The sequence below is a fragment of the Thioalkalivibrio thiocyanoxidans ARh2 genome (genome assembly GCF_000385215.1).
In the GTDB taxonomy this organism is placed as follows: Bacteria; Pseudomonadota; Gammaproteobacteria; order Ectothiorhodospirales; family Ectothiorhodospiraceae; genus Thioalkalivibrio; species Thioalkalivibrio thiocyanoxidans.
In genome coordinates this window covers 41,199-66,854 of sequence record NZ_ARQK01000045.1, presented here as the reverse complement: position 1 = coordinate 66,854, position 25,656 = coordinate 41,199, and the positions used below count along the sequence as shown (strand labels likewise).

Annotated in this window: 24 protein-coding genes and 1 pseudogene; 6 read left to right on the top strand and 19 right to left on the bottom strand. The window is 66.4% G+C overall.

The features are described 5' to 3' along the window. Positions 1-25 precede the first annotated feature (25 nt). The 17 genes and pseudogenes from G372_RS0105475 to smc form a co-directional block, all read right to left on the bottom strand. Positions 26-364, bottom strand: a complete 339-nt coding sequence (locus G372_RS0105475; RefSeq protein ID WP_019624432.1) for a MarR family EPS-associated transcriptional regulator — start codon at positions 362-364, stop codon at positions 26-28. Between the two features lie 248 nt (positions 365-612). Continuing rightward, positions 613-1,098, bottom strand: a complete 486-nt coding sequence (locus G372_RS13875; RefSeq protein WP_081621280.1) for a hypothetical protein — start codon at positions 1,096-1,098, stop codon at positions 613-615. After that, positions 1,095-1,394 (bottom strand): nucleotidyltransferase domain-containing protein, encoded by a 300-nt coding sequence (locus G372_RS13870; RefSeq protein ID WP_081621281.1) that lies wholly within the window; start codon positions 1,392-1,394, stop codon positions 1,095-1,097. Before G372_RS13870 ends, G372_RS13875 begins: the two co-directional genes overlap by 4 nt. 138 nt (positions 1,395-1,532) lie before the next feature. Beyond that, complete coding sequence (locus G372_RS0105465; protein WP_019624434.1) at positions 1,533-1,946, bottom strand: type II toxin-antitoxin system VapC family toxin; 414 nt, start codon at positions 1,944-1,946, stop codon at positions 1,533-1,535. After that, positions 1,946-2,221, bottom strand: coding sequence for a type II toxin-antitoxin system Phd/YefM family antitoxin (locus G372_RS0105460; RefSeq protein WP_019624435.1), 276 nt, complete (start codon positions 2,219-2,221; stop codon positions 1,946-1,948). The genes G372_RS0105465 and G372_RS0105460 overlap by 1 nt, the downstream gene beginning before the upstream one ends. Positions 2,222-2,317: 96 nt before the next feature. Beyond that, positions 2,318-2,719, bottom strand: a complete 402-nt coding sequence (locus tag G372_RS0105455; protein ID WP_019624436.1) for a type II toxin-antitoxin system VapC family toxin — start codon at positions 2,717-2,719, stop codon at positions 2,318-2,320. Further along, positions 2,716-2,961: a DUF6364 family protein gene (locus tag G372_RS0105450; protein WP_019024019.1), complete on the bottom strand. Its 246-nt coding sequence runs from the start codon at positions 2,959-2,961 to the stop codon at positions 2,716-2,718. Before G372_RS0105450 ends, G372_RS0105455 begins: the two co-directional genes overlap by 4 nt. A gap of 301 nt (positions 2,962-3,262) precedes the next feature. Continuing rightward, positions 3,263-3,706 (bottom strand): REP-associated tyrosine transposase, encoded by a 444-nt coding sequence (locus G372_RS0105445; RefSeq protein ID WP_019624437.1) that lies wholly within the window; start codon positions 3,704-3,706, stop codon positions 3,263-3,265. 260 nt (positions 3,707-3,966) lie between these two features. Continuing rightward, entirely contained in the window at positions 3,967-4,158 is a 192-nt protein-coding gene (locus G372_RS13495) for a DUF2283 domain-containing protein (protein ID WP_018865174.1), read from the bottom strand. A 2-nt stretch (positions 4,159-4,160) separates the two neighbouring features. After that, positions 4,161-4,415, bottom strand: coding sequence for a DUF4258 domain-containing protein (locus G372_RS0105440; protein WP_081621282.1), 255 nt, complete (start codon positions 4,413-4,415; stop codon positions 4,161-4,163). A gap of 184 nt (positions 4,416-4,599) precedes the next feature. Next, on the bottom strand, positions 4,600-5,766 hold the full coding sequence (locus G372_RS0105435) for a nucleotide sugar dehydrogenase (protein ID WP_019624439.1): 1,167 nt from the start codon (positions 5,764-5,766) through the stop codon (positions 4,600-4,602). Positions 5,767-6,030: 264 nt separating this feature from the next. Then, on the bottom strand, positions 6,031-7,923 hold the full coding sequence (locus G372_RS0105430) for a polysaccharide biosynthesis protein (protein ID WP_019624440.1): 1,893 nt from the start codon (positions 7,921-7,923) through the stop codon (positions 6,031-6,033). A gap of 304 nt (positions 7,924-8,227) precedes the next feature. Further along, positions 8,228-8,680: an REP-associated tyrosine transposase gene (locus G372_RS0105425; RefSeq protein ID WP_019624441.1), complete on the bottom strand. Its 453-nt coding sequence runs from the start codon at positions 8,678-8,680 to the stop codon at positions 8,228-8,230. 589 nt (positions 8,681-9,269) lie between these two features. Next, positions 9,270-9,658, bottom strand: a pseudogene (locus G372_RS0105420) (nucleotidyltransferase family protein). A gap of 289 nt (positions 9,659-9,947) precedes the next feature. Next, positions 9,948-12,032 carry an NAD-dependent DNA ligase LigA gene (gene ligA / locus G372_RS0105415; RefSeq protein WP_019624443.1) on the bottom strand — a complete coding sequence of 695 codons (2,085 nt, stop codon included), beginning with the start codon at positions 12,030-12,032 and terminating at the stop codon, positions 9,948-9,950. Next, positions 12,029-13,231 (bottom strand): cell division protein ZipA, encoded by a 1,203-nt coding sequence (locus tag G372_RS0105410; protein WP_019624444.1) that lies wholly within the window; start codon positions 13,229-13,231, stop codon positions 12,029-12,031. The genes ligA and G372_RS0105410 overlap by 4 nt, the downstream gene beginning before the upstream one ends. Before the next feature lie 66 nt (positions 13,232-13,297). Continuing rightward, positions 13,298-16,792, bottom strand: coding sequence for a chromosome segregation protein SMC (gene smc / locus G372_RS0105405; protein WP_019624445.1), 3,495 nt, complete (start codon positions 16,790-16,792; stop codon positions 13,298-13,300). Positions 16,793-16,906: 114 nt separating this feature from the next. Between smc and queF the strand changes: the two genes are divergently transcribed. The 6 genes from queF to G372_RS0105375 all read left to right on the top strand — a co-directional run bounded on the left by queF (position 16,907) and on the right by G372_RS0105375 (position 22,994). Beyond that, positions 16,907-17,329: a preQ(1) synthase gene (gene queF / locus G372_RS0105400; protein ID WP_019624446.1), complete on the top strand. Its 423-nt coding sequence runs from the start codon at positions 16,907-16,909 to the stop codon at positions 17,327-17,329. Positions 17,330-17,338: 9 nt separating this feature from the next. Further along, positions 17,339-18,637 (top strand): FGGY-family carbohydrate kinase, encoded by a 1,299-nt coding sequence (locus G372_RS0105395; protein ID WP_019624447.1) that lies wholly within the window; start codon positions 17,339-17,341, stop codon positions 18,635-18,637. Between the two features lie 285 nt (positions 18,638-18,922). After that, on the top strand, positions 18,923-19,132 hold the full coding sequence (locus tag G372_RS0105390) for a DUF3185 family protein (protein ID WP_018865163.1): 210 nt from the start codon (positions 18,923-18,925) through the stop codon (positions 19,130-19,132). A 56-nt stretch (positions 19,133-19,188) separates the two neighbouring features. Beyond that, positions 19,189-19,863, top strand: a complete 675-nt coding sequence (cysZ, locus tag G372_RS0105385) for a sulfate transporter CysZ (RefSeq protein ID WP_081621283.1) — start codon at positions 19,189-19,191, stop codon at positions 19,861-19,863. A 126-nt stretch (positions 19,864-19,989) separates the two neighbouring features. After that, positions 19,990-21,048 (top strand): ABC transporter substrate-binding protein, encoded by a 1,059-nt coding sequence (locus G372_RS0105380; RefSeq protein WP_019624449.1) that lies wholly within the window; start codon positions 19,990-19,992, stop codon positions 21,046-21,048. Next, the gene (locus tag G372_RS0105375) at positions 21,045-22,994 is read left to right on the top strand and encodes a SpoIIE family protein phosphatase (protein WP_019624450.1); all 1,950 of its coding nucleotides are present in this window, start codon (positions 21,045-21,047) and stop codon (positions 22,992-22,994) included. The genes G372_RS0105380 and G372_RS0105375 overlap by 4 nt, the downstream gene beginning before the upstream one ends. A gap of 61 nt (positions 22,995-23,055) precedes the next feature. On the opposite strand, the gene G372_RS0105370 is transcribed toward G372_RS0105375, so the two are convergent. Beyond that, positions 23,056-25,170 (bottom strand): DUF1631 family protein, encoded by a 2,115-nt coding sequence (locus G372_RS0105370; protein ID WP_020008839.1) that lies wholly within the window; start codon positions 25,168-25,170, stop codon positions 23,056-23,058. Between the two features lie 136 nt (positions 25,171-25,306). Then, the gene (locus tag G372_RS0105365) at positions 25,307-25,630 is read right to left on the bottom strand and encodes a non-heme iron oxygenase ferredoxin subunit (RefSeq protein WP_018865158.1); all 324 of its coding nucleotides are present in this window, start codon (positions 25,628-25,630) and stop codon (positions 25,307-25,309) included. Between the last annotated feature and the right edge of the window lie 26 nt (positions 25,631-25,656).

The following is a 25,656-nucleotide window of genomic DNA, read 5'->3' as shown; positions in this document are numbered from 1 at the left end:
CCCCATCGCGCAGGGGGCTGCGCTCCTACAGGGGGGATTCGCCATCCTGCTGGATGTCCGTGCGTAGCTGTTCGATCTCGGTCATCAGCGCCTCGTGCTCGACGCGTTTGCGCTTGAGCAGGTGGTACGCCAGGCGTGCCTTTTCCTGCAGACCGCCTGGGGTCAGCTTGTACAGGTAGGCGGAGCGATTGTCGGATCGGCGAAAGTTCTGTGTCTTTACCCAGCCACGATCCAGCAGGGCCTTCAGCGCGTAATGGGTCTTGCCAACGGAGAGCCCCAGCGCCCGCGCGATCTGACGCTGGCTCATCTCGGGGTCCGCCTCCAGCAGGCGAAGTACCTGGTACTGGGTATCGTCGTTGATCAACCTGCCGGCCCAAAGCCGCCCAGCGGCGACTGCGTTCACGCGTTGAGCGCACATTGGACCACGCACCATACCCCGCCGCAAGCCAACGCCCCGTAGGAGGCCAGCCCCCTGGCCGATGGGGCATCACCAGCACCCCATCGCGCAGGGGGCTCGGCTCCCACAGGTCTCGGAGCCACCGCAGATGTAGGAGGCCAGCCCTCTGGCCGATAGGGCTCTGGATACGCCCCAACGCCTTCGGGGCTGGGCTCCTACGCAGTTAGCCAGCCTCGGGTGCGCATATCGTTCAGGAATGCCTTAACGACGGCCGTCAACGTGGGCACGAATTCATGTCCGGCCTGCAGGGCATCGGCCAGGGTGGCCGAGTCCTCGATATATTCATGCACCATCTGGTTGCGCAGTTTTCGCATGGCCAACCAGTCGTCGCTCGAGGGAATGAGCCCCAGCTTCTCGGCTCGGTCGAGGTTGTCGATAGCGGCGCCCAGGTGTTCTCCCAGGGCTTCGAGGTAGAGCGGGAGCAGCTTATCCCCCAGCGTATCCTGCAGGCGACCAAATCGGCTCACGAAGGCTTCCACTCGTTCAGCCTCGTCTACGTTCTCGGCGAGATCGCGCGCACGCGCTGCGGTGAACGGCAGGTTGAATACGCGCTCGTCGGTGGTCAGAAGATGCTGTTGTTCACGTTGGACTACACGAGCGAGAAACCGCAGACGTTCTAATTGTTCAGGCCCGATCTTCATAGAAGTCGCCCTTCTTTTTCGGCGGTGTTATGAACCGGGCTCCGCGTGATGTTCGGGGCGGAGAGGACAACGTCCACTGCACGCCCCTGGAGACGGCGGCTGATCATGGCCGAGAGACGCGCTGAAAGAACCGCCGGGCGCTCGACGGGTTCCTCCAGCTCGACCAACACGTCGACATCGCCGCCTCGCCGCGTATCGTCCAGACGCGAGCCAAACAGCCGAACACGGGCACTGGCACCGCATTCGCTGCGAACCACCTCGCGGATCGCTTTTACGTGCTGGGAACTAAGACGCATATTGTCGATTATACGCCAGCCGTGAATTACCGGCCCAACGGAAGGTAAAAGCGGAGACCGATGTATGTGCCCTCGCATCGCGCAGAGGGCTGCGCTCCTACCGTTTCGGCCAGATGACGCCGTGCGGGAGTTTCCGGGTCACCGTGGAATGCGGTGCACGCGCAGGCCCGGTACCTTTTGAAAGTCGCCATCGCCCGTCACGAATGCGCCTTCCGGGTCGGCCGCGAGCAGAGACGCGGCCTGGATGGCGTCGGGTGTGCGCAGTCCATGGTGAGCACGCAGTTCCGTCGCTTTGTCCAGAACGGCCGTATCCAGCGCAACGACCGACAACCCCGGGTCACCGAAAAACACATCCAGGTGTTCAAGAACCCGGGTGTTCGATTCGCGTAGCGGGCGTACGCGGCATTCCAGACGACTCAAGGCGGACACCGCCAGCGCCGGAGGGCCGTCGCTCTGCTCCAGATTTCTGAGTACCTGTCGGACCGACTCTCGGGTACGGGTATCACCCTCCAGGAGGTAGATGATGGCACTGGCATCCAGAAACGCCAGCATCAATCGGACCAGCCTTCGCGTTCGGCTTGCAATTCACGGTCCAGGTCCGCCCGGCTTCGGGGTGCGGCGGGCGTTGCATCGTCTTCCAGCAATCGGTGCCACAACCGCCCCCTGGCCTCGGCGCCCTCGGCCAAACGCTGGTACGACTCCTCGCTCAGGATCACGTAACGTGGACGATTGCGCTGGATCACGTGGACCGGCCCCTTCTCCAACGCCCGATCCACCGCGCTAATGCCGCGCCGCTTGATCTCCTGCGCCGAAATCACGTTCTCCATACACCCTCCGGTACTGACTGGAGTACCGATTATAGCACCCCGTAGGAGGCCAGCCCCCTGGCCGATCGGGCCCGTCGAAAGCCCAGAAAACGTTGGTTAGCGGAGCAGAAACTCCTGCGGTGTCAGCGCGGGCACAGGCGAACCGGCGAAATCCTTCACGTTGCGCGTGATGATGGACGTGCAACCCGCGCGCTCGGCAGTGGCGGCCACCACGGCATCTTCGAAATCCGTCCAACCGAGTGACCGGGCTCGTTCGAGTTCTGCGCGTCCCACCGCGCATACGTGCAAATGCTGGAGCAGCCAGCTTAAGGCCCGATCAGCGGACGTGCGATCCGCATACCGTGCAACCAGGTAGTGCACCGTGGTCGCCGCGTGTGCGCTGATTGCACCCTCGTCTTCGCCCTGTAGCACTTGTTCCAGAACTGCCGCCGAAACACGATAGTGCGGCTCGCGCTTTTGCAGAACGTCCAGCAGGACGTTCAGATCGAGCATGATCACGATTGATGCTTGTCGCGCAGGTGGTCGTGATAGGCCTTCTCGGCATCCACATCAGGGGGGATCAGGCCGGTGATGGCTTCCAGCTCGGCACTTGGCGTATGACGCTCCAGAGCGCGAAGGCGACGCAGATGGCGATCAATCACCTCGGTCATACTCATACCGTGCGCCTTGGCATAGGCCTTCGCGAACTCCACATCCTGCTTGGGCAGGCGCACGGTCACCTTGGTGGTTTCGTGTTCCACGCGATCACCTCCCGGCGTGTATGGCAAGTTCAATGGAATTGTACGGCACGGGTTCATTTACATCCAGGACGAACTCGACCGCTTGCTCTTTCCCCAAAGAGCCCGGCTCTTCGCTTCGCCGCGAACGGGGGGCAAAGACGTGGTTAGGCGCCGCAACCCGCGCAGGAGGCCAGCCCCCTGGCCGATTGGGGCATCACCAACACCCCATCGCGCAGAGGGCTGCGCTCCTACAGAAGGAAATGCCCCAAGATCATGTAGGAGGCCAGCCCTCTGGCCGATGGGCGTTCTGCTCAACCCCCGATCAAAGCCAGATCGCATCCCAGTGCGGATAATCACCCAGCTTGCGCACCAGACCGGCACGCAGGGGATTGGCGGCGATGTAACGTGCCAGCGACGCCAGGTCTTCTTCGCGGCGTACCGCGTGATCGTGGAAGCCGGGCTGCCAGAGGGCCCGCCCGAGCCTGCGGGCGGTGACCGCCTTGACCGACCGCACGACGGTAGACAGGGACATACTGTTTCCAAGCGTCATCAGCCAGTGCAGATGATCCGGCATGACCACATAGGCCAGCGTGTCCGAATGCCCGAGCGATTGCGCGTGGCGCAGCGTGGCGACCAGCGCGCGAGCGGCGACAAAGTCGCGGAACACCGGTGTGCGATCCCGCGTGACAGTGGTGATGAGGTAGATACGCCCTGGCTCGGAATAGCGGCCACGGCGCAGGGCCTGAGCGTGAGGTTTGCCGTCCATGGCATCGCTCCCGTTGTGCTGGTTGTTTTGTTCCCCAAGGGGCGGCGGCGAGGCCTGGTAGTCTTCGGCTGGCGGTAAGCCAGATTGAAGCCGTTGGGGATTTGTCTGGCTTCCTATCGCGCAGGGGGCTGCGCTCCTACAGGATGCCCGGGACCCATCGTAGGAGGCCAGCCCTCTGGCCGATCGGATGTTGGACAGGCCCCAATCGGCCAGAGGGCTGGCCTCCTACAGGTGAGGTTGGCCCCTCTGGGTTACGGGAATCAAGCGGCTCTGGATCGCAGGAGCGGCCATGCACCCTGTTTGGATGCTTCCAGGATCACGACTTCGACGATCGTTCCGTCTTCTGCGTAGCTCACATGGGTATTCCAGTCCTGCGAGCATTCACGCGTGATCGGCTTGTCCGAGAGGTGGAGCACGAGAACGTCATCCGCTTCGTCATATGTGGTGCGCATCGTCACCCTCCCCAGTCAAAGTGGTGCATAACGGTTTTGACCACCAAATGCTTCTCAAGGATCACGGCTGCACAGATGAGATTATCGGACCGCCCCTCGAAGTGTTTCGCCACCCAAAGCCGTATCTCGTCCTTGTAACGCAAGTCGCCGCCTTCGAGCAATTCAATAAGGTCGACTTCGGAGATACCGCGCTGCTTCATTCGTTCTTGCGCGTGGCGAGTTACGGTCACCCGTCGTTCAAATCTCTGGGAATGCATTCCATTGCCTTCCGTCAAATCTTCCGTAGGAGGCCAGCCCCCTGGCCGATTGAGGCATAGCCAGCGCCGCATCGCGCAGGGGGCTGCGCTCCTGTAGGAGGCAGCCCTCTGGCCGATGGGGCCTGTCCAACATCCGATCGGCCAGGGGGCTGGCCTCCTACACGGGTTGCGGCCTAGCGATGGGTCAGTCGTTGTTGAAGAGGTCGCGGGTGTAGATCTTGTCGGCCTGGTCGCGGATGTCGTCGGTGATGCGGTTGGCGACGATTACGTCACTGATGCGCTTGAACTCTTCGAGGTCGCGGATGACGCGGGAGCGGTAGAACTCCTCGTCCGGGAGCTCCGGCTCGTAGACGACGACCTCGATGCCCTTGGCCTTGACGCGCTTCATCACGCCCTGGATGGCGGAGGCGCGGAAGTTGTCGGAGCCGCTCTTCATCACCAGGCGGTAGACACCGACGATCTTGGGGTTACGACGGATGATCGCGTCGGCCACGAAGTCCTTGCGGGTACGGTTGGCGTCCACAATGGCGGCGATGATGTTGTTGGGGACTTCGTCGTAGTTGGCCAAGAGCTGCTTGGTGTCCTTCGGCAGGCAGTAGCCGCCGTAGCCGAAGGACGGGTTGTTGTAGTGGCTGCCGATGCGCGGGTCCAGGCATACGCCGTCGATGATCTGGCGGGTATCCAGGCCATGGGTCTCGGCGTAGGTGTCCAGCTCGTTGAAATACGCCACCCGCATGGCCAGATAGGTGTTGGCGAACAGCTTGATCGCCTCGGCCTCGGTAGGGCTGGTAAACAGGATCGGGACATCCCTGGCCATGGCGCCCTCGGCCAGAAGTCTGGCGAAGGTCTCGGCACGCTCGGATTGCTCGCCCACGATGATGCGCGACGGGTGCAGGTTGTCGTACAACGCACGCCCCTCACGCAGGAACTCCGGCGAGAACAGAATGTTGTCGGTCTCCATCTGCGCCTTGATATCGCGCGTGTAACCGACCGGAACGGTGGACTTGATCACCATCACCGCTTGCGGATTGATCTCGGTTACGTCGCGGATGACCGACTCCACCGTGCTGGTGTTGAAATAGTTGGTCTGCGGGTCATAGTCCGTGGGTGTCGCGATCACCACGAAATCCGCACCTTCGTAGGCCTCCTGCTTGTCCAGCGTGGCCTTGAGGTTCAACTCGCGGTTCTCGAGGAAATCCTGAATCTCCGCGTCGATGATCGGGGACTGCCGACGGTTGATCTGCTCGACCTTTTCCGGCACCACGTCGAGCGCAACGACCTCGTGGTTCTGCGCAAGCAGGACGGCATTGGAAAGCCCGACATATCCGGTTCCGGCGACTGCGATTTTCATCCCTGGGCCCTCGGTTGTTCAGTGTTGATGTGTACCCCAACGCCCGCAGGCGCTTACTGGCAGGCGAAGCCCCTGCCCGCGCCAGCCTCTGGCAGGCGCTTTTCCGCCACCAAGGCGGCTCCTACAGGGGGTGTTATGACGTTGGGGCGAAGAATACACAAGCGCGGGTCCGCTCGTGAGGAACGGGTGCTCAGGATTCGCGGTGGCTCGCCTTATCGGCGAACCCCGCGCACATTTCCGCCAATTCACATCAGAATTGCACGCCTACTGCGGTTCGTGCCCTGCGGGAATGGGCTGGTACTCCACAACCACACGCTTGAGTACCTGGCAGGCGATTTCGGTATTCATGTCACGCTCGGCTTGATCAAGGGTGTCCAGCGCGTACCGGACTTCGCCGGAGTCCACACACGATTCGTGTGCCCGCATGATCTTGGGATGCGATGTGCCGACGACGTTGTCGCCAATGAGCAGTTCTTCGAAGAGCTTCTCGCCCGGACGCAAGCCGGTAAAGGCAACCTCGATCCCGTCCTCGGGTTCTCCATCTTCTTTCACCTGGCGGCCATGCAGGCGAATCATCCGGTGGGCCAGGTCGACAATCCGAATCGGCTCGCCCATGTCCAGCACGAATACCTCTCCCCCCTCGGCCATCGCCCCCGCCTGGATGACGAGTTCTGCAGCCTCCGGGATGGACATGAAATAGCGGGTGATCTCCGGATGCGTCACGGTGACGGGCCCGCCGTCGCGGATCTGCTGGTGGAACAGCGGGACCACGGAGCCGGACGAGCCCAGCACATTACCGAAGCGCACCATACTGAAGATGGTCGGCGGGTTCTGGCGCGCGCGGTCCTGCAGGAGCATCTCCGCCAGGCGTTTGGTGGCGCCCATGACATTGGTCGGGCGTACGGCCTTGTCCGTGCTGATCAGGATGAAGCGTTCGACACCGGCCTCCATCGCAGCGTCCGCGAGGATCGCGGTACCGAAGACGTTGTTGCGAACGCCCTCGATCAGGTTGGCCTCCACGATCGGGACGTGTTTGTACGCCGCCGCGTGGTAAAGCGTCTGTACGCCGTATTCCTTGAGCACACTCCTCACGCGGCGCGGGTTCGCAACTGAACCCAGCAGGGCCACCACGGGCACCTCCAGCCCCTTCTGGTCCGCCAGCACCTCCAGGTCGCGCTCGATGCGATACAGCGAGAACTCGTTGCGCTCGTAGAGCACGAGCAGGCGCGGCTTCAGGCGCAGAATCCGGCGACAAAGCTCCGCACCAATCGACCCGCCCGCACCGGTAACCATCACGACTCGGTCTTCAATGCTGCGCTTGAGAAGCTCGCGACCCGGGGAAACCGGATCGCGTCCGAGCAGGTCGGCGATATCGATGTCTTCCAGTTCGTCGAGCCGCGCCTGGCCGGATACGACCGCATCCATGGACGGTACGGTCTGAATATACAGCGGATAGCCTTCCAGCCGTTCCAGGATGGCGCGTCGATCCGCCCGACTGGCGGAGGGGATTGCCAACAGCAGTCGGCGCAGACCGTAGCGTTTGATCAGGCCTTTTAGCGCGGACGGATCGCGCACCCGAATGCCGTCGATGGAGCTGCCTTGAAGCGTCCGGTCGTCGTCGACGAATGCGACCACGCGAAAGCGCCCACCCGATTTCAAGCCCGACAGCAGCTGGACGCCCGCCTCGCCCGCACCATAGATCACGACGGGTTCAACACCCGGATCGGTGGCCAGCATCGAATGATAGAGCGCGCGTACGAGGAACCGGCTGCCGCCCACATAGATGAACGCGACGATCGCGAAATTGATCGGCACCGAGCGCGGGAAATTATCGACCTGTGCCAGCGCTACGGCTGCCCACAGCACCAGCGCCAAGAGCACGACGCCGGTACCGACCGCCCAGATCGCACGCGTCCCCATGAAACGCACAACCGCGCGATAAAGCCCAAGGCGGACAAAGACCGGGATCCCGACCAGCACGACCAGCGGGAACAGCCACCAGGTCTCCTGCATGATCTCGGGGACCGGCTCGGCCAGCCGAATCATGAAGCCCGACCACAGCGCCAACGGCAGCATCACCGCGTCCGCGGCAACCATCAGCCAACGCTTCTTGCCGCGCGACAGCCTCAGCAGACGTTCCAGCCCACGGTTCAGCATGGTGTGTTGTGCCCGTCCGGCATCCTGATCCTGGCCCAAAACCCTGTAGACAAAACCCTGCCCGACCACACTACATCAAGTGCCGGTCCCTGGCGCCCGCCGCACCCCATGGCGGCGGACGAAGCATAAGCAACCCCTGATGAAAATGCACTCCTGGTGATGGGCTGGGCTCGTGGAGCTGGGTGTTGCCATTGTTCGCGCTGGCAGGGGCTTCGCGGGCAAGCCCGCTCCCACACCCACTCAAGCCGCCCAGGATTGACCTGGCTGTGGGAGCGGGCTTGCCCGCGAAGCCCTTATCGAAACCCTACAACCAGATCGCATCCCACAGCGGATAGTGGCGCAGGTTGCTCACCAGCCCAGCCCGCAGAGGGTTGGCCACCACATACCGAGCCACGGCCTGGAGGTCCTCCTCCCGGCGCAAAGCACGGTCGTGAAAACCCGGCTGCCAAACCTTACACGGTCGGCCACGCAACTGCCCGATTCGCCGAGTCGTGGAACCCTTCACCTTCTGCACAACGCGGGAGAGGTCTCCAGCTTCCAATTGCATCAGCCAGTGCATGTGATCCGGCATAACCACGAAGCAAAGCGTATTCGCCTCGCCTTCCAGCTCACGTATCGCATGGACACAACAGCGCCCATGCTCAAACCGCGAAAACCAGGCCTGCCGGTCGGCGCAAACCGCCGTGACCAGGTAAACCCTCCCGTGCTCGCTGACGCGCCCGAACCGCAGCCGGTGGGATCGTGCCTTCCGTGGCATTCGAACCTCCCGTAATTGTTACCGCTATAACCTTTCCACTGCCCCACACTTGTGTGGGAGCGGGCTTGCCCGCGAAGCCCCTGCCCCGGGCCGGCTCTGGCAGGGGCTTCGCGGGCAAGCCCGCTCCCACAATGCACACTCACAAACCGTCTCGCCAAGATCGAGTCGATCACGAAGGGCCTCGAAAACGTCGCGCTAGGGAAACACTGATCAATGTACACGCTCGCGCTCGAGTCGCTTTTGCGTGAGAACAAGGCGTGGTGACTGCCGTGCAGTCATTCTGCACAAGGGAACCGCAACGCCGTTCCCGCGCAAAAGAGGCCGAGCCCCTCCGGGGTTGGCACCCCAGGTTCCCCGATCCTGCGTTGCGGCCCTTGCCGGTAGAACCACTACCGGCCGTGCACCGCGCCTAGTCTCGGAAAACCTGGGGTGCCAACGCGAGTGTGTACATTGATCAGTGTTTCCCTGGGTCGCGGCGAGGCGATAGCCATCGCGGCGCTGCTCGCGTGGATCCATCGCGCCATAGTGCTCAAGATCCGACAGGAACTGGCGCAGCATCGACAACTTGCGCTGCATCACCTCGGAAGTATCAGGCGACATCCGAATCCTCTGTTATGTGGCGCTGAAACAGGACGGAATCCGCGTGCAGGAAAAAAACGCGCGGTCCTGCTCCGCGTGGAATCGTCCCTCTCGCTCCTCGAACAGGCATTCACCATCGCGGAAAACCTCGAAGCGGGTGACCGGCGACGTACGGTCCGAAAGGAGCAGAAGATCGACCGGGACGGGTTCGAAGATTTCTTCCAGTTCCCGTTGCCACCGTCCCTGCGTCATCAGGTCCGGCATCGCCTGCGGTTCGACGGCCAGATCCACATCCCGCCCGTGCCCTTCCCGGGCTACGGACCCGAACAGGATCACCAGTCGCCAGCGGTGTCGGGCGGCGAGTTCATTGATGCGGCTGATCTGTTCCGGCTGAAGCATGCGAATCACGATCCGGATGGGCCAAGTCGTTTCGTCAGAGTAGCAAACGCGCGGTCGCTTATCCTCGGCGCTACCGGGATGAGCCTTGTGGGGGCAGTTTTGTCAGAGCAGCTCTGTGGGATCTAATCTGTGGGAGCGGGCTTGCCCGCGAAGCGCCTGCCCCGGGCGGATTCTGGCAGGGGCTTCGCGGGCAAACCCGCTCCCACAGACCCACCTCCCACAAAAACCAACCCTACAAACCCAGCCCCATCAGACCACTTCCTCCAACCCAATCCCACAGGAGGGCTGATCAGGAGAGGAGCTGGGCAAGGTCGTCGGGGTCGAGGATGGGGATGTCAAGGGATTCGGCTTTGGTGACCTTGGAGCCGGGGTCGGCGCCGGCGATGACGGCGGTGGTCTTTTTGGAGACGGAGCCGGTGACCTTGGCGCCGCGGGCCTCGAGGGCGGCCTTGGCTTCTTCGCGGGTCATGGTGTCGAAGCTGCCGGTGAGGACGTAGGTGTTGCCGGCCAACGGGGCCGCGTCGCTCGACTCTGATGCTTGTGGTCGGGGCGGATCGGGCCAGTGGACGCCGGCGTCGCGCAGGGCCTGGATCACGTCGCGGTTGTGGGGCTCGGCAAAGAAGTTGGCGATGTGTTCGGCGACAATGGGCCCGACGTCCGGGACCTCCTGCAGCGCCTCGGCGTCGGCCTGCATCAGCGCGTCCAGGTCGCCGTAGTACGTGGCCAGGTTGCGGGCGGTGACCTCGCCCACCTCGCGGATGCCGAGGGCGAAGATGAACCGCGCCAGCGTAGTCTCGCGCGCCTGTTCCAGGGCGTTGACGAGATTCTCGGCGAGCTTGGGGCCGACCCGCTCCAGGGCCTCCAGGCGCTCGGCGTCGAGCGCGAACAGATCGGCCGGGCTTTGTACGATGCCACCATCGGCGAGCTGTTCGATCAGCTTCTCGCCGAAGCCCTCGATGTCCATCGCCCGGCGCGAGACGAAGTGCTTCAGCGCCTCGCGGCGCTGCGCGGGGCAGACAAGCCCACCGGTGCAGCGCGCGACGGCCTCGCCCTCCGGGCGTTCGATGTGCGAGTCGCACTCCGGGCAGCGGGACGGCATCTCGATCGCGCGGGTGTCCTGCGGGCGCTCGCCGCCGGCGCGGCCGACCACCTCGGGGATTACGTCGCCCGCCCGGCGCACGATCACGCGATCGCCGATGCGGATGTCCTTGCGCGCGATCTCGTCCATGTTGTGCAGCGTGGCGTTGCTGACCGTGACCCCGCCGACCAGTACCGGCTCCAACCGCGCGACCGGGGTCAGCGCCCCGGTGCGGCCAACGCGGAAGTCGACGGCGCGCAGGGTCGTCGTCTGCTCCTCGGCCGGGAACTTGTGGGCGATGGCCCAGCGCGGCGCGCGCGAGACGAAGCCCAGGTGCTGCTGGTCCTCCAGCGAGTCGACCTTGTAGACGATGCCGTCGATCTCGTAGTCCAGCTCGCGACGACGCTCGGCCAGGCGCTCGTAGTAGGCGAGACAACCCTCCACCCCTTCCAGCACCGCCCGCTCGAGGCAGACCGGAAAGCCCAGCTGGTGCAGCCAGTCCAGCGTTCCGGACTGGGTGTCCGGCAGCGTACCACCCTCGACATGGCCGACGGAGTAGGCGAAAAAGCTCAAGGGGCGCCGCGCCGTCACCTTCGGGTCCAGCTGGCGCAGACTGCCGGCGGCGGCGTTGCGCGGGTTCATGAAGCCGCGCTGGCCATCGGCCTCCAGGCCCTGGTTCAGACGCTCGAAGTCCGAGCGGCGCATGAACACCTCGCCGCGCACCTCCAGCACGCCGGGCGCATCGTCGGTGTAGCGATCGCCCAGGTGCAGCGGGATCGGGCGCACGGTGCGGACATTGCCGGTCACGTCCTCACCGGTCTCGCCGTCGCCGCGCGTGGCGGCCTGCACCAGGCGGCCGTTCTCGTAGGTCAGGCTGATCGCCAGCCCGTCCAGCTTGGGCTCGGCCATGTAAGCGACCGCCTGCTCGACGCGGGCCGGCTCTCCAGTCTGTTTGGCCAGGCGCTCACGCACGCGGCGGTCGAAGTCGCGGATCTCGTCGGGTTCGAAGCCGTTGGCCAGGGACAGCATCGGCAGCCGATGCCGCACCGTGTCGAAACCGGCGGCGGGGGCACCGCCGACACGCTGGGTGGGCGAATCCGGGGAGACGAGTTCAGGGTGTTCGGCCTCGAGCTGTTCGAGTTCGCGCATCAGCGTGTCGAACTCGGCGTCGGAGACCTCCGGGTCGTCGAGGACGTAGTAGCGGTAGTTGTGGTGCTCGATCTGGCGCCGCAGCTGCTCGATCCGTGCGCCCGCTTCCCCCGCCGCGCCCTCGCGGGACGCGGAGAGCGAACTCACCGCGCCCTCCGCCGCCGCAGCAGATCCGGGCGGTGGCGCATCAGCCACTCGTTCAGATCCTCACGCATGTAGGCGAGCGTCTGGTTGGTGGCGGTGGACTGCTGGGCATCAAGGATGGAGCCGCCCAAATCCCGCGCCAGCCCGTGCGCATTCTCCAGCAGTGCCTCGAACGCGCGTTGCGGATCGGCGCTGTTGTGCACCTGCACGAACAACGTGATGCCGGGGGTCATCGTGTCCGCCAGATCCTGCTCGCGCAGCGTACCCGGCGGCACCATGTTCGCGGCGGAGAACAGCGCCTGGCGGCTGTCGATCTCGGCATCGTGGTAGTGGTAGATGTCCATCGCGCCCGGCTTGAGGCCCCCGCGCTGCAGGGCGGCCGCCAGGGCCACGCCGGTAAACGGCCGGTTGCGCGGGGCGACCACATGCAACAGCAGGATCTTCTCGTCGGTCCCGGCGCCACCACGCAGCGGGTTGCGCCCGACCACGCGCGGTTCGGACACATACTCGCCCAGGGTCTCCATGTCGGGCGCCGGTTCCTCGATCAGCTCGGGGTCGACCTCGTGATCCGGGTGCAGTTCCTCGCCCAGGGTCTCCTTGGCGCGCGGGCGACGCAGACGAGCGCCACGCAGCGCGGCGATCCCGGAGCGCATGCGGTCACTCAACTGGTCCATCACGCCCTTCGCGGTTTCCGCCGCACGGGACCTGGTCCGGCGACGCGGTGCATCCTCCGGATCCGGCTCGAACGCGCCATGGGGCGGCGGCGGAACCGGCTCTTCGTCGTTGTCCAGGACGCCGTAGATATCCTGTGCACGGTCGGCATGACGCTCGCCTCGAGTCAGGGCTTCGTCGTCCTCCCCCGAGGTCACGCCCAGATGCGGCTCCGCGCGCTCGCGCTGGGGAATGCGAACATCGTCGAAATCCTCATCGGGACCGGCCGTATCGGTATCCCGCGTGTACTCGCGGGAGGTCTCCAGTGGATCGGCCCAGCCCGCCTCGGCCCCCAGATCGTCGGATTCCCCCTCGTGTCCGCGTGGCCCGCGTGGTACGGGTTCGTCCTGCGCACGGATGTGAACCGCGTCGTCACTCCAGTCGGTGGTGTCGTCGTCCAGATCCGGCCCACGCTCGCGCGTACGCAGGCGGTGGGCCATCCAGATACCGGCGACCAGCACAATCCCCAGGATCACCAGACTGATGCGCATCCAATCCACTCAATACCTCGTCTTTCCGGTTGTACGACCGCGCCCCAACCCGTGGGATCGCAGGGATCAGGCCTCGGCCAGTTCGACGGCCTCGTCGATGTCCACGCTTACCAGGCGCGAGACGCCCGGTTCGTGCATGGTAACGCCGATCAGCTGTTCCGCCATCGCCATCGTGGCCTTGTTATGGGTGATAAAAATAAACTGGATCTGCTCGGACATGTCCTCCAGCAGCTCGCAGAAACGCCCGACGTTGGCCTCGTCGAGCGGCGCATCCACCTCGTCCAGCATGCAGAAGGGTGCCGGATTCAATTCAAAGATAGCGAACACTAGCGCCGATGCTGTGAGCGCCTTCTCGCCTCCAGACATTAGATGGATGGTGGAGAGCCGTTTGCCCGGCGGGCGCGCCATGATCGTCACGCCGGTATCCAGCAGGTCGTCGCCGGTCATCTCCAGGCGCGCCTCGCCGCCGCCGAACAGGCGCTGGAACTTCTGCCCCAGCCCGGCGTTCACCTGATCGAAGGTCTGCTTGAACAGCTGGCGCGTCTCGCGGTCGATGCGGTGCATCGCCGCCTCCAGCGTCTCCAGCGCCTCGATCAGATCGGCATGCTGCTCCTCGAGATAGCGTGAACGCTCCTCCAGGCTGCGCGCCTCGTCGATCGCCGCCAGGTTGATCGGACCCAGCCGCTCGATCTTGCGGTCGAGCTCCGCAATCGCCTGCTCCCAGGCCGGGACGGTCGCATCCTCCGCGAGCCCCTCGGCCAGCGGCCCGGCCTCGAAGCCCGACTCCTGGAACTGGCTCTTCAGCTGTTCGATCTGCACCGAGCGTTCGCGCTGATCCAGGCGCAGCTCCTCGCAGGTGGAACGCTGCACCTCGACGCGACTGTCCAGCTCGCTGGTCTGCGTGGCGAGCTCGCGCAGCCGCGCATCGCAGGCCTCGAGATCCGCGCGTGCGCGGGTCAGCCGGCCTTCTGCCTGCTGGCGCTGCTCCGCGGCAGCCTGCAGGTCTCCGCGCCACTGTTCCAGCGGCCCCTCGCGCCCGGCCAGGCCCTGCTGCAGCTTTTCCAGGCGCTCGCGATCCTCCGCGCGCTGGCGTTCCAGGCGCTCGCGTTCGCTTTGCTCGCGCTCCAGCCGGTGGCGCGCCTCCTGCTCCGCCATGCGTGAACGCCCGGCAACATCGCGCGCCTCGCGGACCGCATCGCGGGCTTGACTGTGGGCGTCACGCGCGGCCTCCAGGCGACTCTCCAGTGTGCCGCGGTCGGCCTCCAGTGTTTCCAGCGTGGCGAGGGCCTGGTTGCGTTCCTGCTGCGCGGTCTCGAACTGCTCCCGGGCGCGAGCCGTTTCTTCTTCCAGCTCGCCCGCCTCGCGGTCGATCCGCGCCTGCTGCTGCTCCAGCTGCCGGGCCTGATCGCGCAGGCGCTGGATGCGCCGGTCGCGTTCGTCGATCTCGCCCTGCTGTTCGCGCAGCTGGGCATCCAGCCCGTCGCGCTCGGCCTGCGCGGCATCGATGGCCTCGCCCCGTTCCGCCAGGGTCGCCTGGTGCTGGTCGATCTGCGCCTGCAGCTGCTGTTCCTGCTCGCGCAGCTCGCGCGCGAGCCGCACCCGCGCGACCGCGCCGGAGGCACCGCCTTCCAGCGTGCGATGCGCGACCCACCCCGGCCCCATCCAGGTGCCGTCGGGCGTAATCACGCTCTGGTCTGCTGCGAGGCTCGCGAGGCGGCGCCGGGCCTCGTCCAGATCCTGCGCGCAGTGAATGTGTGACAGCCACTGCGTCACGGCCGCGGAGCCGCGCACGCGGGCGGCGAGCGAGTCGTCCGAAGTCGCCGCGTCGGCATCCGGCTGCGTACTCACCAGGCGCAGCGCGGCATCCGGCCAGTCCTGCGTGGCCTCGGGCGCGTCCAGCACGGCGGCCTCCAGCCAGGCCCCCAGCACCAGCTCCACGGCCGTGTCCCAGCCGTCATCGACCTGCAGCTGCTGCACCAGGGGCCGCGAGAGGTCCAGCCCCTGTTCGCGTGCCCAGGCCTCGCGGCGCTCGCGCGTCTGCGCCGGGTCGTCCTCGCCGGCGAAGTGCTCCAGCCCCGCCAGACGCCCCGCGACCTCGCGCGCCTCGCGCTCGGCCTGGTGCAGGGCGTCGCGGGCCTCGCGGCGGGCCTCGGTGAGCTGGTTCAGTTGTTCCTGCTGCTGCTCGCGCTGCTGGCGCAGCTGCTCCAGGCGCTCGGCCAGGGCATCGCGTTCGCCCTGCAGCCGTTCGGCCTCCTCGCCCGGGTGGGTCTGCGGCAGGGCCGCGCGCTCGGCGTCGAGTCGTTCGCGGCGCTGCTCCAGGCGCGCGAGCTGGTGCTCGGCGTGATCCATGCGCGAACGCGCGAGCTGCGCATTCTGGCGCGGCTCGGCCAGGGCGCGTTCCCACTCGGACTGCGCCTCGCGCGCCGCCTGAAACTCGGTTTCCGCCTGTTCTGCCGCGGCCTCCAGGCGTTCGCGCTCGGCCTCCGCGGCGTTCGCCTCCTGCTGGCGCTGGTCGCGCTCGCGTTCGGCCTGGGTAAGGCGCTGCTCCAGCGCGGCGAAGGCCTCTCCGGCCGTCTGAAGGCGCTGCTCCAGCTGCTGCAGTTCGGCGCGCTCGCGGGCGAGTTCGTCCTCCGCATGGCGGATCGACTGCTCCAGGCGCGAGACCTCGGCGGCGCGATCGTAGTAGGCGGACTGCGCCTCGGTGGTGGCCGCCTCCAGGTCCACGCGCGTCTGACGCTGATGTTCGGTCTCGGTGCGTATCTTTTGCGCCTCGGCCTGGGTGCCGGCCAACTCGGTCTCGGCCGCCTGCAGTCGACGCCGGCTCGCCTCCAGTTCCTGTTCCTGCGCGCGCAGGCGCAGCAGGATCGCCTCGGCGCGTTTCTGCCGGCGCTCGGCGGCGAGGGTCTGGTACTTCTCGGCAGTCGCCGCCTGGCGATTGAGGCGCTCGGCCTGCTTGGCGACCTCGTCGCGCACGTCGTCCAGGCGCTCCAGGTTCTCGCGGGTGTGGCGCACGCGGTTCTCGGTTTCGCGCCGGCGCTCCTTGTACTTGGAGATGCCGGCGGCCTCCTCGAGATAGACGCGCAGTTCCTCGGGGCGGGCGTCGATCAGGCGCGCGATCATGCCCTGCTCGATGATCGCGTAGCTGCGCGGGCCGAGTCCGGTGCCCAGGAACAGGTCCACCACGTCGCGTTTGCGCGCGCGCTGGCCATTGAGGAAGTACTTGGACTGGCCATCGCGCGTCAGCGCACGGCGCACGGCGATCTCGCCATAGGCGCTGTACTCGCCGCCCAGGCGCCCGTCGGAGTTGTCGAAGATCAGCTCGATCGACGCCTGCCCGACCGGCTTGCGGCTGGAGGAGCCGTTGAAGATCACGTCCTCGCTGGAGTCGCCACGCAGGTGCTTGGCCGAGGACTCGCCCATCACCCAGCGCACGGCGTCGATGGTGTTCGACTTGCCACAGCCGTTCGGCCCGACGATGCCCACCCGGTTTCCGGGCAGCACCAGCGTCGTCGGGTCGACGAAGGACTTGAAGCCGGCCAGCTTGATTCGGGCGAGTCGCACGTTCGGCGTAATCCGCGGTCAGGACACTCGGGGGTAGAATGGTACACGCTTGTGCCGGTAACGTTCGCGTGCAAGCACGCTCCCACATGAATGGACCCGCAACGAGAAACCGACATGCCCAGCCAGCCGAGCAAGACCCTGGAGACCTTCGACAACCCGGCGCCGGAGAACGACTTCGCGATCTATATCCGCATCCCGGAGTTCACCTGCCTGTGCCCGGCCACCGGCCAGCCCGACTTCGCCGAGCTGCACCTGGAGTACGTGGCCGACCAGAAATGCGTGGAGCTGAAGTCGCTGAAGAACTACATGTGGTCGTTTCGCGACGAGGGGGCCTTTCACGAGGCGGTGACCAACCAGATCCTGGCGGATCTGGTCGCGGCGACGGAGCCGCGTTTCATGCGCCTGACCTCGTACTTCAACGTGCGTGGCGGCATCTACACCTCGGTGGTGGCCGAACACCGCCAGCCCGGCTGGACACCACCGGAGCGGGTCACGCTCCCGCCGCCGGGGCGCAGCCCGCTGCATTCGGGCCTGTAGCCGACTCCAATGCACGCGATCGGCCTTGACCTGGGCACCTCCGGCATCCGCCTGGCACTGGTGGATCCGGACGGCGAGCGGGTGTACTCGGCCGCGCGGGATCTGCCGGAGTCGGAGACGGACGGAGACGGCATCGCGGAACAGGATCCCGCCCAGTGGTGGACCCTGGTACGCGAACTGCTGCGTGAGGCCGCCGAGCACCTGAAGGGCGAACCCGTCGCGATCGCGGTGGACGGCACCTCCGCCACGCTGTTGTTCCTGGATGCCGATGGCCGGCCGGTACGGCCGGCCATGATGTACAACGACGCCCGCGCCACCGACATGACCGCGATCCTCGCCGGGGTCGCGCCCAGCGGGTCGGCGGTGCACAGCCCCAGCTCCTCTGCAGCAAAGCTGCTGTGGGTGCGCCGCCACGAGAGCCTCTCCGGGGTGCGTCGCGTGCTGCACCAGGCCGACTGGATCGCCGGGCGCCTGCGCGGGCGCTTTGACCTGATGGACGAGAACAACGCGCTGAAGCTTGGCTACGACGCCCTCTGGCAGGGCTGGCCGGACTGGCTGGAGGACATCCTGACAACGGATGCCAACCTGCTGCCGGAAGTTGTATCGCCGGGTACGAACCTGGGGCCGATCTCTCCGGAGATGGCACAGCACCTGGGCCTGAACCCCGCCTCGCGGGTGATCGCCGGGACCACCGACAGCATCGCCGGCTTTCTCGCCTCCGGTGTGGAGGACGACCGGACCGGCGTGACCAGTCTGGGCTCGACCATGGTGATCAAGCAGCTCTCGCCGGAGCCCGTCTATGCCCCCGAGCTGGGCATCTACAGCCATCACCTGTTCGGCCAGTGGCTGGTCGGCGGTGCCTCCAACAGCGGTGGGGCGGTACTGCGCCAGTACTTTGACGACGCCACGCTGGAACACCTGAGCACTCAGTTGGACCCGGACACGGATACCGGCCTTGACTACCTGCCCCTGCCTCGACGGGGCGAGCGCTTTCCGGTCAGTGATCCGGAACTGGAGCCGCGGCTGACCCCGCGCCCTGACGATGACGCACGCTTTCTTCAGGGGCTATTCGAGGGCATCGCCCGCATCGAGCGTGACGGCTACCAGCGCCTGACCGAGCTCGGGGCCCCGCGCGTGGAGCGCGTGATCACCCTGGGTGGTGGTGCCGCGAACCCCACCTGGACGCGCATCCGCAAGCGCATCCTGGGGATCCCGGTTATGACCGCGGACAACGACGATGCGGCACACGGCGCCGCGCGCCTGGCGCGCATCGGCATGGGCCTGGAGGCTTTCTCGCCTTCTCGCTGAGGGCCAACGGCAATCGGCCAGAGGGCTGGCCTCCTACGCAAGACACCCCCTGTAGGAGCGCAGCCCCCTGCGCGATACGATGCTGGACAGGCCCCATCGGCCAGAGGGCTGGCCTCCTACGCAAGACACCCCCTGCGCGATGCGATGCCGGACAAGCCCCATCGGCCAGAGGGCTGGCCTCCTGCGCAACCAGGGATATGCGCGTTTCTCTGGTTGCGTCACCGCCGGTGCCGGAGATCGGTGCTACATTCAGGCACAGGACCACAGCAACAAAAGGACGCACACATGCACTGGAGCCGAATTCTGGGAATCGCCCTGCTGGTGGGTGGCGTCATCCTGCTGGTGATGGGCTATAACGCCACCGAAGGCCTGGGCGAGGAGCTGCACGAGACCCTCACCGGCCGCTACACCGACGAGACCCGCATGTACTTCATTGGCGGCGGGATCATGGCCGTTGTCGGGCTGGTCCTGACGGTGTTCGGGGCCCGCCGCTGAGCGAGCGGGCAGCGCCCCTCTCGCCGCTTTACGCGTTTCTCGCCCCGTTCCGGGGCCTGACACGCGTGCACGAGCCCGCGCTGCGCGGGCTCGTGATCGTTCCGCTGATCATCAATATCCTGCTGGTGGTGGCCCTCGTCGCCGCGGCGGCCGTGGGTTTTGACGCCTTTCTGGCCGCCTGGCTGCCGCAGGCCTGGGACTGGCTGGCATGGCTGCTGTGGCCGCTGTTCGCGCTGTTCCTGCTGCTGGTAATCGGGATTTCCGCCGTGGCCCTGGCCGCGATCGTGGCCAGCCCCTTCTCCGGGCCGCTGGCCTACCGCACGGCCGAAGGGCTGGGCCACCCACCCCTGGCCGCGCCCCGCTCGCTGACCGCGGAGTTCCTGCACGCGCTGGCCACCGCTGCGCGCAAGCTCGGGTATTACGCCCTGCTGCTGATCCCGGTGCTGATCATCACCTTCGTTCCGGGGCTCAACCTGCTCGCACCCGCAGCCTGGTTCCTGTACGGCAGCTGGGTCCTGGCAGTGGAGTTCATGGAGGTCCCGCTGGCCAACGACGGCCTTGAATTCGCGGCGGTACGTCAGCGGCTACGGGGGCGCCGACTACAAACCCTTTCTTTTGGGGCCGGCACGACGTTGCTGGCCATGGTCCCGCTGGTGAATCTGTTGCTGGTACCGGCCGCAGTCATTGGCGCCACACATCTGCGCACCCGCCAGTTGACGGCCCCCTTGTGACGGGGCTGCGGGCGCCGCCTGCGCGAGATGATCGCGATTGACCCGCACCGTCCGACCTCGGACGCAACGCACTGCAGCAAGCGGCACGCGCACCCAGTCCGGGTGCGCCCTTCGCCGAGCCTCGTTATGCTGGCGCGGTCGCAACAGGCCATGGCGAGCCCCGACCGCATGGATGCCGCATACGCCCAACCCCTGAGCCTGGCCACGAGCCGCCCCGATGGCGCTGTGTGGCTCTCCCTTGCCGTGCTGGCTGCTCTGCTGCTGAGCGCGGGTAGCGTAGCGGCCGAGCCCCAGACCCTGCGCTTTCAGCCGCACTGGGTACCCCAGGCGCAGTTCGCCGGCTTTTACCTTGCCAAGGACAGGGGGTGGTATCAGGACGCCGGGCTGGAGCTCGAAATCCTCCCGCACGGCGCGGAACACCCCGCCCCCGCCACGCTGGCCAACGAAGACGCCGACGTGGCTCTGCTCTATCTCACGCAGGCGCTGGAACTGCGCGAACAGGGCGTGGACGTGGTCAACGTGGCACAACTGATCCAGGACTCTTCGCTGGTGCTGGTATCTCTGGCGGAGTCCGGGATCCTGGTACCGGAGGATCTGTACGGCGAGCGCGTCTCGCGCTGGGCCAGTTTCAGCCTGCAGCCGGAGGCCCTGTTCCGCACCTACGGGGTGCAGCCCGAGACGGTCGACCAGGGGGCGACGATGGCCGCATTGCGCACCGGCGCGGTCGCCGCCGCCACCGCCACTCGCTACAACGAGCTGGTCGAGCTGTATCTCGGCGGCCTGGATCCGGACGAGATCGAGGTGATGCCGCTGGAGGATCATGGCGTGGGCCTGGCCGAGGACGGCATCTATGTCCTGGAATCGACGCTGCGCGAACGCCCCGACGATATTCGCGCGTTCGTCGAGGTCTCGCTTCGGGGCTGGGAATACGCATTCGCCCATCCGGACGCCGCGATGGACGCGGTGATGGATCGCGTCATCCGTGCCGGCGAGCCGACCAACCGCGCCCACCAGCGCCTGATGCTGGAGGCACTGCGTCCGCTCTACCTGGAAGACGACGAGCTCCGTGGTCCGGAACTGGACCGGCAGGACTACCAGCTGGCCGTGAGTCTGATGCGCAACCTCGGGCATCTGGAATGGGAGCCGGTGCCGTACGAACAGTTTCACCGGGACCTCGCGCAATGAACGGCCGCAAGAGCCTTGCGGTCCGCCTGGCGCTGGTCACCCTGCTGACGACCGGCTCGATCTTTTTCATTTCCTCCGGCGCGCTGTATTTCATGGTGCGCGACATCATGCTGGAGCACGCCGAGGACCAGGCGCGCGAGCTGACCCATGCGACCGCCAACCGCATTCGCTCGTCGCTGAACGAGGTCGCCGGGTCGGCACAGGGCCTTGCCAGCGCCCTGAATTCGGGACAGATCCGGCCCGACGGCCTGTTCCCCGTGCTGGACGACGTGACCCTCCAGTCCGATGCGGTGCAGGGCACGGCGGTGACCTACGAGCCCTATGCCGCCGACCCCGACGAGCGCTACTTCGGCCCGTTCTCCTACGAGACGCCGGATGGCATCGAACGCATGAACCTGGGCGGCGACGACTTCGACTACTTCACGCGGGACTGGTACCAGATCCCGGCGCTCACGCGCAGTGGTTTCTGGACCGAGCCGTTCCCCTCCGCCGCCGATCCGGACCGTCTGATCACCACCTATTCGCGTCCCTTCTTCGACCCTGACGACGCGGAGGCGTTACGCGGGATCGTCACCATGGATATCGAACTGCCGGCCCTGACCGAGCGGGTCGACGAAGTGGAGATCTTCGACAGCGGCTTCGCGTTTCTGGTCAGCCCGCGCACGCGCTTTATCACCTACCCGCAGCGCGACTGGATCATGCGCGAGAGCCTGTTCAGCCTGGCCGAGACCCTGGACGAGCCGGAGCTGCGCGAACTCGGGCGGCACATTCAGCGCACCGACGAGGGCTTCTCGCGCGTGCCGGAGGTGCTGCTGGAGGAGCCCGCGCGGCTCTACCACGTACGCCTGCCCGAGGCGAACTGGGCAGTGGGCGTGATCATCCCGGAGCGCGAACTGTTCGGGGACATCCTGCGCGTGATGCACTGGGTGCTGATCATCGCCGCCCTCGGCTTCTTCATTCTGCTGGGCACCATCACCGGCATCTCGCGCGGGATCACCCGCCCGCTGAAGGGCCTGGCGAGCAGCGCCGGCGAAATCGCGCGCGGCAACCTGGACCGGCCCCTGCCGCCGATCCGCACCGGCGACGAGGTGGGGCAGCTCGCCCACTCGCTGGACGAGATGCGCCTGTCCCTGAAGGACTACATCAACGACCTGACCGCGACCACCGCCGCCAAGGAGCGCATGGAGAGCGAGCTGAAGATCGCCCGCAACATCCAGATGAGCTTCCTGCCCAAGCGGCTGGACCTCGCCGACCTGGACGTGGGTATCGACCTCGCGGCGCGCCTCATCCCGGCCAAGGAGGTCGGCGGCGATCTCTACGACTTCTTCCCCCTGCGCGAGCACAACGCCCTGTTCTTCGCGGTCGGCGATGTCTCCGACAAGGGCGTGCCGGCCGCGCTGTTCATGGCCGTGACCAAGACCCTGGTCAAGGGTATCGCCGAGCAGGACCCGCGCGACCCCGGCGAAATACTGGCCCGGGTCAACAACGAGCTGTGCCTGAACAACGACAACGGGATGTTCGTGACCTACCTGTGCGGGGTACTGGATCTGGGCAGTGGCGAGGTCCGTCTTGCCAATGCGGGCCACAACCCGCCGCTGATCCGCCGCGCCGATGGCACATACGACTGGCTGAAGCTGCCGCCGGGGCTGGTCCTGGGGGCGATGGAAGACATGGAGTATCCGGTGCAGACCGTCCAGCTGGGCCCGGGCGATGCCCTGCTGCTCTATACCGACGGGGTTACCGAGGCGGCGGACGGGGAACAACGCCTGTACGACGAGGATCGGCTGTTCGAGCTGTATGGGGAGATCGCCTCGAGACCGGCGCGAGGGCAGGTCGATGCGGTACTGGAGTCCGTCGAGCGTTTCGCGGATGGCGCCACGCAGGCGGATGACATTACCGTGCTGGCGTTGCGCTACTGCCCGCGGGATGAGGAGTGCGCTGAATGAGAGCGCGGGCAGGGGCTTCGCGGGCGAGCCCGCTCCCACAACCGCTCCGGGGGAGCCGGCGCTAGCGGATCATCGCGTCGAGGGGGTTGTCGCGGGGTAGCGCGCGCATGCGGCCCTCGCGCATCTCGTGGGCCACGCCCTGCAGGCTGTGGCGGCGGCTGGTCACGCCATCCAGTGACAGGAACAGGAAGCGGCGCGTGGCCTCGCCGCGCCAGACCAGCGCCATGCGCTGGGTCTCGCCGGACGCCTTGTCGATGAATTCGAACCAGTCCCCGACCTGGATGCGCGAGGCCTCGAACACATAGGGGTCGTCCTGGTCCGTCAGCAGGTCCGGGTCGTCGTCTTCAAAGCGGACGGAACGGCGCGCCCGGATGCGCTCCTGCGGGTCGAAGCGTGGCTCGTCTCCGGAGGCCCGGATCCGTTGCAGGTGGGCCTGCCCCAGGTGCTGCACCACGGCCTTCACACGCTCCTCGGACACACCGCCCTCGCGCGCGGTCGCCACGATGCGTTGCACCATCGGGTTGACCTCCTGCGGGGTCGCGCGCTTGCAGATCGCCTTGGCTACGTCCTTGACCGTCTGATCCAGCTGCTTGGCGGCATCACCATCGGCCGCCAGCAGGTCTTCCCAGGCCTCGGCAATCTCCTCGGCCGAGCGTTCCGGGAGCTCGGCACCCGTCTCCAGCACGCAGATCGTCAGGCTGCGCCGGGCGCGCGCCGCGCGTTCCTCCTGGCGCAGCGGATCGATATGGGGATCCTGCTGCTCCTGCCAGCGCGCGTCCTCTTCCTCGATCGCAAACAGCCAGTCGTCCAGCAGGGCCTGCGCGGCATCGCGGTCCATGCTGTCGGCCTCGTGGCGGAGGCGATTCACCGATTCCTGGATATGCCGCACATAGGCCTCGATGGCGTCGTTGCCCTCGGCCTGGTCGTCCGGACTGACCCGCACGCCAGTGTTGATCAGGCTGCCGATCCACAACCGCAGAGGGTGCGAGCGATCGCGGAAGAAGGAGAGATCACGGATCACCACCCGCGCCAGCGAGAACTGCATGTCCGCAATGGCCGCCCGCACGCGCGAGTTGAATCCGACCTGGCGGAAGATGTGGTCGAACATCCCCTGCAACAGGTCGAGGATGAACGGGGTCAGCGATTCGCGCGAGAAATCCGGGGATCCCGGCTCGGCGCGCTCGCCATCCGTGTGCGGAGCGGGGGCACCTGCCGCGCCACCCCCGTCCGGCGCGCCCGCCGCATGCGGCGCACTCCGGGGCATGCCCTGCGCCTGCACCAGGGCACGTGCCCACTGGGCCCAGGCAGCGGGATCCGCATCCGGCGTCGGCATTTCTCGGGCCCCGGCGGAGCCCGCCGTACCCAGCCCCAACGCCGCCGGATCACCGTCGGCAGTCGATTCGGGGGCTGACCGCGACGGGCTGGCGCCGGTGTAGTGGGCCCAGCTCGCGCGCTGCTGGGGCACGCTCTCCGATTCCTGGGCCTCCGGGCTACGGGGCGGTTCAGTCACCAGCCCGCACTCGTCGATCGTCTCGACCACGAAGGCCAGCATCGGGGCGCCGGTACGACCCATGCACTGCACGTAGGCCCGCATCAGGTCGAGGGTCATCGCCGTGCGGCCGAACTGGCGTTCGGCGGTCTCGATCAGCCGCTCGTACCAGTGCAGCGGGGACCAGGGTGCCCAGCCGGCATGCTCGAACCGGTGCCCCTCGCTGGCCGCCTGCTGGAACATGTAATAGGAGTAGCGGTTGTTCGCGCGGATCACGCCCTCGAGCTTGTGCCGCAGGGAGCGTCGGGTGGACTGGTAGTCGTCGAGGACCTGCAGGCCGGAATCGCCACCGGCATATTGGGTCCCCGAGAAGTCATAGTGGGGCGGATAGGTGGTGGTGCGGAGATCGTGCTCGAGCGCCTCTTCGAATTCGCGTCGCAGCACGTACTGGTAGGCGTGGAGCTGGTTGGCCCATTCGACCGCATCGCCGGCATGGTCGCCCCAGGCGCGCCCGGCACCCCATTCGGTCGCGACCCAATCAAGGCACTGATCCAGGTGATCGACCACACGCGGGGCTATGCCTGCGGCCAGCTCCGACCGCTGCGCCTCGGACAGCCCCGACAGGCCGCTCCAGATCGCCGTGTCGTCCTGGTAGTTTCCCTGATCCCTGGAGTCCGTTCCCGCCATGCGCCCCGCCTTCGCGACCGGCCGCAGCACGGCCGTTAGCCCAGTGTTAGCTCGGTAGTGTACAGGTCGTGAAGCGGTATAACAGCTACCAGATTCCGCTCTGCACCACCTGCGGGCAATCGCTGCAGGATGATGGTCAGTCGTCGAGCGGTTCGGAGCCGACCTGAACCATGCCCTCGTGCACGCGCGTGGGGAAGCGGGTCAGCGGGTCCTCCGCCGGTGGCTCCATCACCTCGCCGGTGCGCAGGCAGAACTGCGCCTCGTGCAGCGGGCAGGTGATGCAGTCGTCCTCCAGCTCGCCATCGGCGATCGGCACTTCCTCGTGCGTGCAGAGGTTCTCGACCGCGAAAAACTCACCATCCAGGTTGAAGACCGCGACCTCGGTCCCGGCCGTCTCGACCAGGCGGTGGTCGCCATCCTCGATGCTGTCGGCGGGTGCCACGTCGATCCAGTCGCTCATCGCTCCTCCGAAGGCTTGCGAATCGG

Excerpts from the sequence above, each read along its gene's own strand:
- G372_RS13875 (WP_081621280.1), bottom strand. The coding sequence starts at position 1,098 with ATGAAGATCGGGCCTGAACAATTAGAACGTCTGCGGTTTCTCGCTCGT.
- G372_RS13870 (WP_081621281.1), bottom strand. The coding sequence starts at position 1,394 with ATGCGTCTTAGTTCCCAGCACGTAAAAGCGATCCGCGAGGTGGTTCGC.
- G372_RS0105465 (WP_019624434.1), bottom strand. The coding sequence starts at position 1,946 with ATGCTGGCGTTTCTGGATGCCAGTGCCATCATCTACCTCCTGGAGGGT.
- G372_RS0105460 (WP_019624435.1), bottom strand. The coding sequence starts at position 2,221 with ATGGAGAACGTGATTTCGGCGCAGGAGATCAAGCGGCGCGGCATTAGC.
- G372_RS0105445 (WP_019624437.1), bottom strand. The coding sequence starts at position 3,706 with ATGGACGGCAAACCTCACGCTCAGGCCCTGCGCCGTGGCCGCTATTCC.
- G372_RS13495 (WP_018865174.1), bottom strand. The coding sequence starts at position 4,158 with ATGCGCACCACATATGACGAAGCGGATGACGTTCTCGTGCTCCACCTC.
- G372_RS0105440 (WP_081621282.1), bottom strand. The coding sequence starts at position 4,415 with ATGCATTCCCAGAGATTTGAACGACGGGTGACCGTAACTCGCCACGCG.
- G372_RS0105435 (WP_019624439.1), bottom strand. The coding sequence starts at position 5,766 with ATGAAAATCGCAGTCGCCGGAACCGGATATGTCGGGCTTTCCAATGCC.
- G372_RS0105430 (WP_019624440.1), bottom strand. The coding sequence starts at position 7,923 with ATGCTGAACCGTGGGCTGGAACGTCTGCTGAGGCTGTCGCGCGGCAAG.
- G372_RS0105425 (WP_019624441.1), bottom strand. The coding sequence starts at position 8,680 with ATGCCACGGAAGGCACGATCCCACCGGCTGCGGTTCGGGCGCGTCAGC.
- G372_RS0105410 (WP_019624444.1), bottom strand. The coding sequence starts at position 13,231 with ATGCGCATCAGTCTGGTGATCCTGGGGATTGTGCTGGTCGCCGGTATC.
- queF (WP_019624446.1), top strand. The coding sequence starts at position 16,907 with ATGCCCAGCCAGCCGAGCAAGACCCTGGAGACCTTCGACAACCCGGCG.
- G372_RS0105395 (WP_019624447.1), top strand. The coding sequence starts at position 17,339 with ATGCACGCGATCGGCCTTGACCTGGGCACCTCCGGCATCCGCCTGGCA.
- G372_RS0105390 (WP_018865163.1), top strand. The coding sequence starts at position 18,923 with ATGCACTGGAGCCGAATTCTGGGAATCGCCCTGCTGGTGGGTGGCGTC.
- G372_RS0105380 (WP_019624449.1), top strand. The coding sequence starts at position 19,990 with ATGCTGGCGCGGTCGCAACAGGCCATGGCGAGCCCCGACCGCATGGAT.
- G372_RS0105375 (WP_019624450.1), top strand. The coding sequence starts at position 21,045 with ATGAACGGCCGCAAGAGCCTTGCGGTCCGCCTGGCGCTGGTCACCCTG.
- G372_RS0105370 (WP_020008839.1), bottom strand. The coding sequence starts at position 25,170 with ATGGCGGGAACGGACTCCAGGGATCAGGGAAACTACCAGGACGACACG.
- G372_RS0105365 (WP_018865158.1), bottom strand. The coding sequence starts at position 25,630 with ATGAGCGACTGGATCGACGTGGCACCCGCCGACAGCATCGAGGATGGC.